16 protein-coding genes are annotated in these 13,697 nt (G+C 65.0%); 6 read left to right on the forward strand and 10 right to left on the reverse strand.

Going from position 1 to position 13,697, the window contains the following annotated elements:
- Positions 1-17: 17 nt before the first annotated feature.
- The 8 genes from M2337_RS12905 to M2337_RS12940 all read right to left on the reverse strand — a co-directional run bounded on the left by M2337_RS12905 (position 18) and on the right by M2337_RS12940 (position 6,632).
- The gene (locus M2337_RS12905) at positions 18-671 is read right to left on the reverse strand and encodes a F0F1 ATP synthase subunit B (RefSeq protein ID WP_413715416.1); all 654 of its coding nucleotides are present in this window, start codon (positions 669-671) and stop codon (positions 18-20) included.
- A gap of 1 nt (position 672) precedes the next feature.
- Positions 673-1,158 carry an ATPase gene (locus M2337_RS12910; protein ID WP_181559876.1) on the reverse strand — a complete coding sequence of 162 codons (486 nt, stop codon included), beginning with the start codon at positions 1,156-1,158 and terminating at the stop codon, positions 673-675.
- An 86-nt stretch (positions 1,159-1,244) separates the two neighbouring features.
- Complete coding sequence (locus tag M2337_RS12915; RefSeq protein ID WP_014076610.1) at positions 1,245-1,472, reverse strand: F0F1 ATP synthase subunit C; 228 nt, start codon at positions 1,470-1,472, stop codon at positions 1,245-1,247.
- 47 nt (positions 1,473-1,519) lie between these two features.
- Positions 1,520-2,305, reverse strand: a complete 786-nt coding sequence (locus M2337_RS12920; protein WP_181559877.1) for a F0F1 ATP synthase subunit A — start codon at positions 2,303-2,305, stop codon at positions 1,520-1,522.
- Positions 2,306-2,349: 44 nt separating this feature from the next.
- Complete coding sequence (locus tag M2337_RS12925) at positions 2,350-2,673, reverse strand: AtpZ/AtpI family protein (RefSeq protein ID WP_181559878.1); 324 nt, start codon at positions 2,671-2,673, stop codon at positions 2,350-2,352.
- Positions 2,674-2,854: 181 nt separating this feature from the next.
- A complete protein-coding gene (locus tag M2337_RS12930) occupies positions 2,855-3,250 on the reverse strand; it encodes a YdbL family protein (RefSeq protein WP_413715168.1) in 396 nt (131 codons plus the stop codon).
- A 5-nt stretch (positions 3,251-3,255) separates the two neighbouring features.
- On the reverse strand, positions 3,256-3,465 hold the full coding sequence (locus M2337_RS12935) for a YnbE family lipoprotein (RefSeq protein WP_264570578.1): 210 nt from the start codon (positions 3,463-3,465) through the stop codon (positions 3,256-3,258).
- Positions 3,462-6,632, reverse strand: a complete 3,171-nt coding sequence (locus tag M2337_RS12940) for a YdbH domain-containing protein (protein WP_264570579.1) — start codon at positions 6,630-6,632, stop codon at positions 3,462-3,464. The genes M2337_RS12935 and M2337_RS12940 overlap by 4 nt, the downstream gene beginning before the upstream one ends.
- Before the next feature lie 135 nt (positions 6,633-6,767).
- Here M2337_RS12940 and radC point away from each other — a divergent pair, with 135 nt between their 5' ends.
- From radC to M2337_RS12970, 6 genes are all read left to right on the forward strand, one after another.
- Positions 6,768-7,472 carry a RadC family protein gene (gene radC, locus M2337_RS12945; protein ID WP_264570580.1) on the forward strand — a complete coding sequence of 235 codons (705 nt, stop codon included), beginning with the start codon at positions 6,768-6,770 and terminating at the stop codon, positions 7,470-7,472.
- Positions 7,473-7,699: 227 nt separating this feature from the next.
- Positions 7,700-9,019 carry an adenylosuccinate lyase gene (gene purB / locus M2337_RS12950; protein WP_264570581.1) on the forward strand — a complete coding sequence of 440 codons (1,320 nt, stop codon included), beginning with the start codon at positions 7,700-7,702 and terminating at the stop codon, positions 9,017-9,019.
- 116 nt (positions 9,020-9,135) lie between these two features.
- Entirely contained in the window at positions 9,136-9,546 is a 411-nt protein-coding gene (locus M2337_RS12955; RefSeq protein WP_181559884.1) for a LapA family protein, read from the forward strand.
- Positions 9,543-10,217, forward strand: coding sequence for an orotidine-5'-phosphate decarboxylase (gene pyrF / locus M2337_RS12960; protein ID WP_264570582.1), 675 nt, complete (start codon positions 9,543-9,545; stop codon positions 10,215-10,217). The genes M2337_RS12955 and pyrF overlap by 4 nt, the downstream gene beginning before the upstream one ends.
- A gap of 406 nt (positions 10,218-10,623) precedes the next feature.
- Positions 10,624-12,216: an NAD(P)/FAD-dependent oxidoreductase gene (locus M2337_RS12965; RefSeq protein ID WP_264570583.1), complete on the forward strand. Its 1,593-nt coding sequence runs from the start codon at positions 10,624-10,626 to the stop codon at positions 12,214-12,216.
- Between the two features lie 4 nt (positions 12,217-12,220).
- A complete protein-coding gene (locus tag M2337_RS12970; RefSeq protein ID WP_181559886.1) occupies positions 12,221-12,676 on the forward strand; it encodes a c-type cytochrome in 456 nt (151 codons plus the stop codon).
- A 19-nt stretch (positions 12,677-12,695) separates the two neighbouring features.
- Here the strand turns inward: M2337_RS12970 and M2337_RS12975 are convergent, their stop codons facing one another.
- Together M2337_RS12975 and M2337_RS12980 are read right to left on the reverse strand one after the other, a co-directional pair.
- The gene (locus M2337_RS12975) at positions 12,696-12,977 is read right to left on the reverse strand and encodes an HNH endonuclease (protein WP_264570584.1); all 282 of its coding nucleotides are present in this window, start codon (positions 12,975-12,977) and stop codon (positions 12,696-12,698) included.
- An 8-nt stretch (positions 12,978-12,985) separates the two neighbouring features.
- Complete coding sequence (locus M2337_RS12980) at positions 12,986-13,645, reverse strand: MOSC domain-containing protein (RefSeq protein ID WP_264570585.1); 660 nt, start codon at positions 13,643-13,645, stop codon at positions 12,986-12,988.
- Between the last annotated feature and the right edge of the window lie 52 nt (positions 13,646-13,697).

Raw genomic sequence — 13,697 nt, forward strand, 5'->3', positions numbered from 1 at the left:
ATCAATCTGCAGGTCGTTCAGTGCGCGAGCTTGCCGATCACGTCGTCTACGAGGCCCTTGTCGGCCGCGGCACTGTGGGTCTCGCGGATCAGCACGCCGGCTGCTGCCGTCGCCGCTGCAGCCGCCTTGGCGCGCACATCGGCAATGGCCGCGCGCTCAGCTGCGGCGATCTTGTCTTCCGCCATCTTCTGGCGGCGGACGACTAGCGCTTCAGCTTCCGCCTGGGCTGCGGTGATGAGATCGGCCGCTTCCTGCTCGGCGGCAGCGCGCATCGCGTCGGCTTCCTTGGCGACGGAGGCGATCCGGCCTTCATACTCGGCCTTGAGCGCTTCGGCTTCCTTGCGGAGCCGCGCGGCTTCGTCGAGCTGATTGCGGATCGTCGCGATCTTGGCGTCCAGCGACCGGGCGATGAGCGCTGGCACCTTCTTCCAGATCAACACCGCGATGAAGACCAACATCGAAAGGCTGACCCAGCCCGTAGCGTCCATCCACAGCGCGGTGGGGTCCTGGATGTGCTCCTCAGGCCCGCCGACCGCTTCTGTCGCGGCATGAACGTCGCCGCTCAGGGCCTGGACCTTGTCGGCATTCTCGAGATTGAACTGGACGGCCTGCGATCCATTGTCGCTCGCCGATGCCGCATTGGCGGCCTGTGCCATGTGGGAATTGGCCATATCAGAGTACCGCCTTCACTGCCTTGAGCGCCGCATCCGGCGACACCTGCGTGCCGGCGACCTTCTGCACGATGTCCGCTGCGGCGTCCGCTGCAACGGTTTCGATCTGCGCCAGCGCCTTCACACGACCGGCCTCGATCTCGCCTTCGGCTGCGGCCAGCTTTTCGCTGAGCGCTGCGTCGGTCTTGGCCAGCGCGGCCTCGCGATTGCGAGCAGCTTCGGCCTTTGCCTGGGCCAGACGGCCCTGCGCAGCGGCACGCGCTTCATTTTCCTTCGCCCGCCAGTCGGCTTCGAGCGCATCGGCCTTGGCCGAATTCGCACGGGCCGCTTCGAGATCGTCGGCGATCTTCTTGTCGCGCGCATCCACCGTGGACTGGATCTTCGGCACCATGCCGCGACCGATCACGAAAAACACGAACCCGAATGTCAGCAGAACCCAGAAGATCTGCGACGAGTAGGTTGCGGCGAGCTGGGCTATCTGAGGCATATCACCTGTCCGTTTGCGCGGTCCGGCGGCAGCCCGTCATTGGGCAGCCGCCGGCTCCACATCATCGTCTGTCGTCTTGCGGGCGATCAGGCGACGAAGATCAGGATCATCGCGACGACGAACGCCAGCAGGCCGAGAAGCTCTGCGGCGGCGAAGCCGATGAACAGACGGCCCTGCTGGCCGTCGGCAGCGCCCGGATTGCGCAGCGCGCTCTCAAGGAACGAGCCGAAGACGTTACCCACGCCGAGCGCGGCCACGCCGGCACCGATAGCAGCCAGACCGGCACCGATCAGCTTTGCGGCTTCTGCGTCCATGTTACTTAACTCCTTTTCTGAAACTCGATTTGGTCGTTGGTTGAAACTCAGTGCAGATGCTCGGCGTCGTGAATGTACAGCGACGTCAGCAGTGCGAAAACATAGGCCTGGATGCCAGCGACCAGGATCTCCAGCGCAGAGATGCCGACCATCAGGGCAAAGCTGGGGATGCCGACGCCAAGGCCGGGCGCCACGCCAGCAGCCGAAGCGTTGATCACGAAGCCGGCAAGCACCTTGAGCAGAATGTGACCGGCGATCATCGCGACGAACAGTCGCAGGCCCAGCGAGAAGGGGCGCACCATGAACGAGACGAACTCGATGATGGGGATCAGCCAGATCAGCCACAGCGGCGTGCCGTGCGGCACGAACAGCGAGAAGAACTTGAGGCCATGCTTCCAGAAGCCGACGATCAGCACGATCGAAAAGCTCAGGATCGCGAGAACGCCGGTTACCGTGAAGTGGCTGGTAAAGGTGAAGGGATGCAGGCCGAAAATGCCGATGGGCAGCAGGCCGAGCAGGTTGGCGAAGAGGATGAACATGAACAGCGAGAAGATGTAGGGCACATATTTGCGCCCGCCCTTGCCGATATTGTCATCGGTCAGCTTCGCGATGAAGCCGGTCATCGACTCTACAGCCGCCTGCCAGCGCCCCGGCACCAGATCGCGCTTCATGCCGAGCAGCATGAAGCCCCACAGAACGACGACCGTGATCACCATCCACAGCGCGCTGTTGGTGAACGCAATGTTGTAACCACCGAGGCTCCACTGTTCGGTACCGAACAGCGGCTCGATGGCGAACTGGTGCATAGGATCGATCTTGCCGGGTTCTGCCACGTCTGATTCCCAAAAAGCCGTCTGCGATTATGACGAAAGCGCCCTTACTTCTCAGGACGCTTCATCGAAATCTTCCAAATATTCCTGAAGGCTACGATGATCCCCAGAAAGAGGAAAACCAGCAGGAGCCAGGGCGATGTGCCGATGAACCGGTCCAGGACCCATCCAATCAGCGCGCCGCCGACAAGACCGCCGATCAGCTCCGCAAGAACCCGGTTGCCGAGGCGATAATTCTTATCGCCGCCAACTTCCCGGTCCGCTCCGGTCCTGACCTTTTCGACTGCCTCGGCACGTTCCAACCGCTCGCTGAGCGACTTGATGCGTTCATCTTCGGCAATCGGGTCTCGCCCAGGTTCGGTCTCTGTCATCGTGCCAACTCCCGTTCACGCCAAGAGACGTAAAAACCAGCGCTGCATGACGTGCCTGAGCCGCCCCCGTCAAGGCGCGGCCCGTGTAGAAAGCGTTGGCGTGCAAGTCAACACTGGTGACCGCGCCGGAGGGATCAGGCGGATTTTCGAGGAAAATTAGGCCCTCAGTGGCGCGAATCGCTCAGCGTGTGGCGGTGGCGCAATAATCCGGCAGCGCAATCGGTCCGGCCCCTTTGGTCTGCCACGGACCATTGCCGATCCGGTAGATCTGCCCTTCCGAAACGCGCCCGGCCAGCGTCTGACAACCGGTCACGGCCGCCATGTCCTGCACGGTCACGCCACGCTTGGCCGCCAGATCGGTGTAAGCCGCGCGCCGCTTGATGTTGAGCGCATCCACGGCGGCGCGCACATCGCTGCTCACCGAGCCGTTGACGCCCAGATAGCCATCCGACTGCTCGCCGACTGTACCGGCCGACTTGGCGGCGCTCACCACCGCGTCCTGCGCAATGGCCGGAGCCGCTCCGACGACGCCGAGACCGAAAACTGCCGCAAGCGCTGCGGCGCGAATGCTGTGCATATATGTCATTTCGGGAATAGCTCCGGATTGTTCTCGATGAGGTCCTTGGCGTCTTGCTGAAGGCGCACGACCACTTCCTGCTGAATCTTCACGTTGAGATTGATCTCGATCGGCTTTTCGGGCGCGCGCACCTGAATGCAGCCGCCTGCCGCTCCGGCAAGCGCAAGCCCCAAGCCCAGTCGCGTTGCGCGCGATATCCATCGTCGGTGCCTCATTTCCTGTCCCCTTCTATCCTCTTGTCGCTGTCCGCCGGCTGAACGACCACCCCGGAACCCCGCGTGAATGCTCCGCTGCCGACGGGCACAAACTGGTCGCCCAGACTGCCATTGATGAGCTTGGTCGGATCGGCAAGTCCGGTCGCGGTGTTCAGCAGCCCCCGGAAGGGCGCCTCGATCCGCACATTGAACAGGAAGGGCAGGCCAAGGAACGGTCGCGCCAGGAAGCTGCGGCGCGTTTCTTCCGTGCCCTGATTGACCCCGTTGATGCTCACCTGCGTGACGAACTCGCCATCGATGGCGCCATCCAGCCGGATTGCGAGGCAGCGATAGCCCAAATTCTTGAGCGCATCGAAGGCCAGCCGCGCCATTGCATTGAGCTGCGCATTGGACACCTCACCCACGTAAGAAAGGCGTCCGGCCCGGCGCTCTGGATCGCATGGGATCGTCAGGCCTTGCGTGCTGGTGAGGTAGCGTGGCTCGTCGCCCTCTTGCCGCGCAACCAGCAGGCCGCCAACGATCCGCCCGCCATCCTTGTCGAACACCATCGGCAGCAGACCATCGAAGGTGCCCGTCGCGGAGATGTTCTCCAGCTCCAGCGTGTTGATAAAGGCGCCCGCATCCAGCCCGACGACGCGGAAGGTGAGATTGCGCGGCTGGCGCGAATCCAGCGCGAGCGGCGCGGGCATCAGCTCCAGCATACCGCCGGAGAACGGCCAGCGCCCGCCCTCGATCTCTGCCACCTCGCTGGAGAGCAATTGATAGCGAATGGTGCCGTCGCGCACCTCGATGCCCGGGTTGACGCTCTCCACCGTCACCACCTGGCCGGGTTCGGTGCGCAGGCCAAGCAGGTCCGTGAAGCGGATCGTCGTCGACAGGCCGGCGACCGGGCCGAAGGCGGCCGCGAAAGCCATGTTCTCGGTCGAGAATGTCCCGTCGCTGGTCACCTTGTCGCCGGTCCAGCGGATCTGGCCGGCGCCGTTCACAACTCCAGCGACATTGGCGACCACGCCCAGCGAGAGCGGCGTGAGATCGTCCGGCTGAAGCGCATTGCCGAAGCGCAAGTCTTTCACCGTCAGATCGGCGCGGCCTGCGCCACGGCTGAGGTCGTGCCGGATCACCACATCGGCGACCTTGGCCTTTCGTTCCGGATGCACCAGCACACCAGTCGCCTCGATGCGATTATCGGCCAGGGTCAGACGTACCTGCTCGCCGGCCAGCGGATTGAAGCGCCGATCGGCTTGCGTGTCCGCAACGCGCAGATTGCCATCGACGGCCAGACGTCCGTCGGCGAACTGCCACTGCCCTTCCATAGCGGTGAGATCGAGCGGCACGGAGCCGATCCGCCCACGCCCCGCCGAAATCGTCCCGGCGAGACCACCCGCCGACCCACGTCCGCCCGTCAGGCGATCGGCAGCGAGCCGGACCGGGGCTTCGGCCGAACCAATGCGCACGTTCGGCTGCTGGATTTCGAAACGGCCGGTGGTGAGGCCGTGACGCGCCGCGCTGGCATCAAATGCGAAGGGATTGTCGCCCAGCCGGCCGCGCAATGCCACGTCGCGGATCGCGGCCGCGCCCTCCCCCAGCCCGCAAACCTGTAACGCCGCAGGATCGAGCACGAGGCCGGACATGCTGAGCGAAGCCCAGCGCAAGGGCACGCAAGTCCCTGATAGACTAATCGCCCCGCCTGCCCCTACGCGGGCGTCGAGCGGCATCTGCAGGCCCTTGACCGCGCCGCCCGGCAAGGGGCCGTCCAGCGTCACCTGGGTCTGAAGGCTGCCGCGCCCCGCGCCATCCACGGCAAAGCGCAGCGGGGTGAGCGCGAGCCGCGCCCCGCCGGCATTATAAGGTCTCAACGTCGCGGTGCCACGCACGCCGCCCTGCTCCAGCGTGGCGAACTCGATTCGGCCCTCCGGCAGATCGCCACCGGCGATGTCCAGCCGTCCCGACGCGCGCAGGCCACCGGGCCAGTCGATGCGCACCGCGCTGCCTTCCCAATTCTCGATCCGCGCGCCGCTCGCCGAGCGCAGCGCGAAGCGGTCAAGCCGGGCATTACCTTGCGCGCCAAGCATATTGACCTGGCCTGCCAGTTCGATGTGATTGCGCCGGCCGATCGCCTCGACTGCGCGCGCCAGCTTGTGCGCGATCGGTTCCAGTGGACTGCCATCGGCCGCCGAAGCGAGGCGCGCAAGATTGATCCCGCGAGCCGGCCGGGCATTTTCGATGGTCCCGGTGCCTTGCCACGCCAAAGCGCGATTGCGGGAATCGAGCTGCACGGCGAAATTGCCACCCAGCTTCGCGGCGTCACTTTCAAGACCGTCGACAAGCGCGCTGACGGCGGCAAGCGAAGCGCTCCCCCGTAGGGTATCGCCTTCGCCTTTAAAGGTGATGAGCCCGGACAGTTCCTTGAACTCGCGCTTGCCCCGCCCGTCCCCCTGCTCGGCCAAAGGCGCAGCGAGGCTCACCGCACCGCCCAAGGGTTCAAGCGCCAGGTTTGTGCGGATGTTGAGATCGAGCGTGAGGGCCGTCAGCCGGAGCTTCGCCGCCTCGCATCCAACGCCGCTGACGTGGGCGGGGCCCTTGAGGTGAATTTCGCCATTCTCGGTCGCCACGTCCACTGGCGCCCGCAGCGCCCGCAGCCTGCAATCGCCAAAGGCAAGCGCCGGGCTCGCGAGATTAAGCTGACCATTGAACCCTGACGACAACGGCCCGCTGCCATCCAGCCCCAGCTCGACCGTGCCGTTGTCGGTGACGATCCGCGCCTGTGCGTCCTCGATCACTGCCGACCAGTCGGGCAGCTTGGGATCGCCCGTGCCGCCTTCCAGCAAGCGACTGACCTGACCCAAGTCCAGCGCCCCATCGGCAATCCGCCCGCGCAGCCGAACGCCGCTGGCCTCGAGCCGATCGATATAAGGCCCGGTCAGGCCCCAGGCGAGTTCGAGCTCGATGAAGCGGACCGTGAGATCGGGCGATTTCGGGTCGCCAATGACGAGATTGTCCAGCCGCTGGTGCTGCGGACCGATCCGCGTGATCTCATATCGGCCCTGTACGCCCCGCTTGGCCAGTTCCCGCGCGATGAAGCTGTCGGCAATCGGCTCGCGCGCCAGCCAGAGGCCGCCCGCGACCAGCAGCAGCGCCGTCGCGCTCCCGCCGGCAATCCAGCGCACACGTTGACGGCGCCGGTGCAGCCGCTCTGCTGCACCCGCCTCTAGTCCGTCATCCTCTTCGACCCACTCGGTCAGACGTTTATCCCCGTCATTCCCGCTTGCCGCTCTGCCGGCTCGCGCTTAGCTACAATGTTCATGGGCGAAGGGCGATCCCGGGGCAAGAGCGAGACGAGTCATGATGGCGTTGGCCACCGCGCCCGCCTGCGGCAGCGACTCGCGACCGGACCGGATGGGCTGCTCGACCATGAACTGATCGAATATCTGCTCGCGCTCGCCCTGCCGCGCCGGGATACCAAGCCGCTGGCAAAGGCCCTGATCGCCCGCTTCGGCTCGTTGGGCGCCGTGCTCAGCGCCGATTGGGCCACGCTGATGCAGGTCGACGGCATGGGCGAGACCACGACCGCCGCGCTCAAGGCGACACAGGCCGCCGCCCTGCGGATGCTCCGCAACGAGGTGGCGGAGCGGCCGGTGCTGGCATCATGGCAGGCCCTGCTCGATTATTTGCGCGCCGACATGGCCCATCTCTCGATCGAGCGCGTGCGCGTGCTTCATCTCAACGCCCGCAACATCCTGCTGCGTGACGATCATATGGGGGACGGCTCGGTGGATGAAGCTGCCATCTACGCCCGGCAAGTTGCCCGTCGCGCACTGGAATTCGGCTCGGCCGGCGTCATTCTTGTCCACAATCATCCCAGCGGTTTGCCCGAGCCGAGCCGGCAGGACATCCTCATGACTCGCGACGTCATCGCCGCGCTCAAGCCCCTCGGCGTGACCGTCCACGATCATGTCATTGTCGCGACCGAAGGTCACCGTTCGATGCGGGCCATGGGACTGATCTGAGGTTGCGGCACGCGGACGAGGCTCTGATCAATCGGTCGACGCGCACCCATCTGCGGACGATTCGCTTTATGTCGCCGCGACCACCCACCACGGACAGCATTGATTTTTATCGCCATATCTCAGTACCTTGAGTCATAGCCACCGCCATCACCCGCGCGATTTGCCCGTTTCGCCGCAGCCTGCTAGGGGCAGGCCGTCTCCAATCTGTCTCATCAGGAACCCGCCTCATGGTGCCTCGTTACGCTCGCCCGCAAATGACCGCGATCTGGGAGCCGGAAGCGCGCTTCCGGATCTGGTTCGAGATCGAGGCTCATGCGACCGAAGCGTTGGCCGAACTGGGCGTGGTGCCCAAGAGCGCCGCCAAGGCGCTGTGGGACTGGTGGGCGACCAATCCCTCCATCGACGTGCCCGCCATCGATGCCATTGAGGCCGTGACCAAGCATGACGTGATCGCCTTCCTCACCTGGGTGGCCGAGCAGGTCGGCGATGAAGCCCGCTTCATGCACCAGGGCATGACCAGCTCGGACGTGCTGGACACCTGCCTCAACGTGCAACTTGCCCGCGCGGCCGATCTGCTGATCGCCGATCTCGATGCGCTGCTGGAGGCGATCAAGCGCCGCGCGTTCGAGCACAAGCTCACGCCGACCATTGGTCGCAGCCACGGCATCCACGCCGAGCCGGTCACCTTCGGCCTCAAGATGGCGGAAGCCTATGCCGAGTTCTCCCGGTGCAAGGCGCGGCTGATCGCGGCCCGTGAAGACGTCGCCACCTGCGCAATTTCGGGCGCCGTGGGCACCTTCGCCAATATCGATCCCAAGGTGGAAGAGCATGTCGCGGCCAAACTCGGCCTTACGGTCGAGCCGGTCAGCACGCAGGTGATCCCGCGCGATCGCCATGCGATGTTCTTCTCGACGCTGGCGGTGATCGCCGGCTCCATCGAGCGGCTCTCGGTCGAGGTGCGCCACCTGCAGCGCACCGAGGTGCTGGAGGCCGAGGAATATTTCTCTCCCGGCCAGAAGGGCTCGTCGGCGATGCCGCACAAGCGCAACCCGGTGCTGACCGAGAATCTGACCGGCCTTGCCCGCATGGTGCGCGCTTATGCCCTGCCCGCGCTGGAAAATGTCGCGCTGTGGCATGAGCGGGATATCTCCCACTCTTCGGTCGAACGCTTCATCGGCCCCGACGCCACGATCACGCTCGACTTCGCCCTAGGCCGGCTCACGGGCGTGATCGACAAGCTGCTCGTTTACCCCGAGCGCATGATGAAGAACATGAACCGGATGGGCGGCCTCATCCACTCGCAGCGCGTGCTGCTCGCCCTCACCCAGGCTGGCGTGAGCCGCGAGGACAGCTATGCGATGGTCCAGCGCAACGCCATGCAGGTGTGGCAGTCGGATGGTGCCCATTCGCTGCTCGATCTGCTCAAGGCCGACCCGGCCGTTTCCGCGCATCTCTCCGGTCCGCAGCTCGAGGCACTGTTCGACCTCGACTATCATCTGAAGCATGTCGACACGATCTTCACGCGGGTGTTCGGAACCGCTGGCTGACCCGCCCGTTCCGGAAGCTCCCATGTCCGCAGAGAGGCGTTGAAACGCGCCCCTAGGCAAGCCGTCACGGCGCGCTTATGGTCAGGCTCTACGGACCAAGCAGAGGAAGACAAGCCATGCAGTTCCTCCGGACAGCCTTCTGGGTCGTACTGGCGATCATTATCGTCATTTTCAGCTTCGCCAACTGGACCCCCGTGATGATCAATCTGTGGGGCGGTCTCCAGCTGGAAACCAAGCTGCCGGTTCTCGTGATCGTCGCGTTTCTCGCCGGTTCGCTGCCGTTCTGGGCGCTGCATAAGGCCACCAAATATCGGATGCGCCGGCGGCTCGACAGCGCAGAGCGTGCGCTCGCGGCTTCCGCGCCGGCGGCGACGGCGCCAGTGGTTCACACCCAGGACCACCCCGCGCCAACCGCCACGCCCGATCACATCACCCCAGCGGGATTCGACCCCGCACCGCCCGTTCGCACGATCGACGTGCGGGTGGACGACGATCTCAAACCGGCAGGCAGAACCGACACTCCATGACCAGCATTATCTATATCGCCATCGACACGCCGTCCCTGCCCCATGCGCAGGAGCTGGTTCAGAAGGTCCGCAACCATGTCGGCGGCATCAAGCTGGGGCTGGAATTCTTCTGCGCCAATGGCCACCATGGCGTGCATGAGATGCGCAAGTTCGGTTTGCCGATCTTTCTCGACTTGAAGCTGCACGACATCCCGAACACCGTAGCCAAGGCGGTTCAGGCCCTGCACGCGCTCGAACCGTCGATCCTCACCGTCCATGCCTCTGGCGGACGGGCGATGCTGGAAGACGCCAAGGCTGCGGCCGGGGTCCATACCAAGGTCGTCGCCGTGACGACGCTCACGAGCCTTGACCAGACCGATCTGGAGGAAACCGGCGTCCATGGCGGTCCGCAGGAACAGGTCGAGCGGCTGACGTTGCTCGCAAAGGAGGCTGGTCTCGACGGCATCGTCTGCTCCGGCAATGAGGTCGCCCGCGCGCGCAAGCTGTGGCCCGCCGGCTTCTTTGTCGTGCCTGGCGTGCGCCCCAGCGGCGCCAGCAAGGGCGATCAGAAGCGCGCGGTCACGCCGCGTGAAGCGGTGGATGCCGGCGCCTCGCTGCTGGTCATTGGCCGTCCGATCACTCAGGCGCCCGAGCCTGACATGGCGGCCCGCGAGATCGAGGCGACGCTTTAGGCGACAGACGAAATACTCCCCTCCTCTTCAGAGGATGGGCCAGGGGGGGTTGGCGATGCGCAGCATCGCTCTATCGGTGAACAACCGCGAGGTTGCTGCACCACCCCAACCCCTCCTCTGAAGAGGAGGGGCTAAATCCGGCCCTGAATACTTTGCGTAATTCAACAGCGGGATGTGCTTGGGCAGCACGGCCCTCGTCGCCCACGACTCCGGCGTAGATCCGGCCCATTGCCCGAGCCGCGTCCCACCGCAAATACGCAAAACCTCGTATCAACAGCAGCGAGCCGCAGGCCGATCACTGGCTTCGCGACGAGGTGCTGCACAGGTTGGTGCGAGTCGGGTCAAGGCCCGGTTCGCCCACCATGGCTCCCCTCACGCAAAGGGGTGACATGGGATATAACCACATATGACAGACACTAACGCGCTGCGCATGAGCAAGCGTGATCTGCTGGCGCTCATTGGAACCACGGCGGGCGCATCGGCGATGTACATGGCGATGTCGAGCCTCGGCCAGGCTCAGGCCTCGACGTTCAAGGGACCGATCAAGCTGGAGGGCGGCGCCAAGGGCGCAAGCGTGCTCATTCTGGGCGCCGGCGTCGCGGGGATGACCGCCGCGCTGGAACTCAGCCGCGCCGGCTACAAGGTTCAGGTGCTGGAGTATAACGACCGCGTGGGCGGGCGCTCCTGGACGCTCAAGGGCGGCGACACCTACACTGAACTCGGCGGCGCGACACAGAAGTGCGACTTCGCGCCGGGCAATTACATCAATCCCGGCCCGTGGCGCATTCCATGGCACCACCATGGCATCATGCATTATTGCCGCGAACTGGGCGTCGCGCTCGAACCGTTCATGCAGGTCAATTACAACGCCTATGTCCACTCGACGAAGGCGTTCGGCGGGGCCCCGCAGCGCTACCGGCATGTGCAGGCCGATTTCTACGGCCATGTCAGCGAATTGCTCGCCAAGGCGGTCAACAAGAATGCCCTGGCGGATACGCTCAGCAAGGAGGATGGCGACATCCTGCTGGAATCCCTGCGGAGCTGGGGCGCGCTCGACAAGGACATGCGCTATGTGAAGGGCCGCGAGTCCAGCAACCGCCGTGGCTGGGATAAGCAGCCGGGCGGCGGCCTGACTGCCGAGCCGATCCCCTCCGAGCCGATGACCGCCGAAACGGTGCTCCGTTCACGCCTGTGGCGCTCGATTGGCGGCAACCTCACCTGGGATCATGAGTTCGCCATCTTCCAGCCGGTTGGCGGCATGGAAATGGTCGCCAAGGGCTTTGAGCGGGCCGTGGGCCATCTGGTTCGCCTCAACAGCAAGGTCACTGCGATCAAGCAGGGCGCGAAAGGCGTCACGGTCGATTATGTCGACACCAAGTCCGGTGCCGCCGCGCAGGCCAAGGCTGACTGGTGCATCTGCACGATCCCGCTGCCTATCCTCGCGCAGATCGACATGAATGTCGGCCCCAAGCTGGCCGGCGCCATCCGTGCCGTGCCCTACTCGACCAGCGTCAAGGTCGGGCTGGAGTTCAAGCGGCGCTTCTGGGAGCAGGACGACCAGATCTATGGCGGCATCACCACCACGGATCTGCCGATCTCGCAGATCAGCTACCCCAGCAGCAATTATGGCGCCAGCGGCCCGGGCGTGCTTCTGGGCGCTTATACCGGCGGCTCGACAGGGTTCGAACTGACCGCGCTGCCGCCGGAAGAGCGCGTCAAGCGCGCGCTCGAATGGGGCGCGCAGATCCATCCGCAATATAAGGCCGAGTTCATGAACGGCGTGGCCGTCGGCTGGCACCGGGTACCCTGGGTGCTCGGCTGCTTCGGGCAATGGACGGAGGAAGCGCGCGCCGAGCACTACCGGAATATGTGCGAATTCGACGGGCGGATCGTCCTGGCGGGCGAACATACCTCCTATATCGGCGGATGGCAGGAAGGCGGTATCACCTCCGCCATCGATGCGATTACGCGGCTCCATCAACGTGTCACCGCGAGCTAATATCATGAAGATCAGCACATTGGCCTTTGGCCTCGCCGCCGGCATTCTCACCGGCTCGGTTTCCGTCGCACTCGCGCAGGATGCTGCCCAGCCACGCCAGGGCGATCCCGCCGCTCTGGTCGCCCAGCAAGGTGATGCCGACGGGGCATTCGTGATGCCGGGGCGGTTCAGCGAACCCGACGGCGAAAAAATGTACAGGCGGGTCTGTGCCGCCTGCCACATGCCGGACGCAGCCGGCGCAACGGGCGCTGGCAAATATCCCGCGCTCGCCAACAACCCCAATCTCGCCGCCAGCGGCTATCCCATGCTGGTGACGCTCAAGGGCCTGAACGGCATGCCGCCGGTGGGGGAGATGATGACGGACCAGCAGGTCGCCAATGTGGTGAACTATGTCCGCACGCATTTCGGCAATCATTATGAGGACGCGATCACCGCCGAGGACGTCAAGGCGATGCGCTGAGCCGGTGCAAGCCCCGCCCTTAACGGCGGGGCTTGCGCGTCGGCGCATGGAAGTCCGCCGACTTGCCGGCAACCCAGCGCAGAAAGGCAGCGAGCGCGGGATCACCGCGCAACGCCGCCTGATCGCGCCCCATGCGCGCCAGCTGGCCATTGCTGAAATGCGCGTGGATCGCGCGATGACAGATCGGATGCAGCGGCACCGTCTCCCGGCCGCCCTTGGCCTTGGGCACGGGATGATGCCATTCGATGCGTGCGCCCAATGGCCGCTCGCACAGCCAGCATGAATCAGGCGTGCGCTCCAACGCGTAGCTCAGCGCGCCAGCTTTTCCGCCCGCACCCGCCACGCGTCGGCGAGGACGCGGGTCTCGGCCAATTGTGCGACGCCCGCCGGATCGGCCTTATGTCCGCCTGCGATCAGCAGGTTGAACACCCGAGCAATCGGCCAGTCTTCCAAGGGGCGCTCCAGCAGGATCATCGCATCGCCCGCCTTGGCCTCACCCTGCTCGATCACGCGCAGATAGAGACCGCAATGGCCGCTCGCGATGGCCTGACCCAGCACGTCTTTGCGGCCGAAGCGCGCGTTGAGCTTGGCGCAGGGCTGGCGGCCGTGGCTGATTTCCAGCACAGCGCTGCCCAGCGCGAACCGGTCTCCCAGACACAGATTGGCCTCGGTTGCCCCGCGCGTCGCAAGATTCTCGCCGAACGCGCCCGGCGTCTCGAGCAGCGGATGATCGTCCAGCGCGCCGCGCCACCAGGCATAATGCTCGTGCGGCACGAGATGGACGGCCTTGTCATGGCCGCCATGATGAAGGGGGTCAGCGACACTGTCGCCCTCCAGCCCCAGCCAGCTGATCCGGACCGGCCCGCGAACGGGTTGTTTGCCCATGGCACTCATCACGCCGGGCGCCAGCAAGGCGGGCGACCCGACCAGCAGCGCGTCGACGGAAAGGGAAAGGGATGGCTCGTCCATGTCCTGTCATGGCACGACCCTTGTGAGTCGCGCCAGTGCAACAACGGTCGGA

The sequence above is a fragment of the Sphingobium sp. B2D3A genome (assembly GCF_025961795.1).
Taxonomy (GTDB): domain Bacteria; phylum Pseudomonadota; class Alphaproteobacteria; order Sphingomonadales; family Sphingomonadaceae; genus Sphingobium.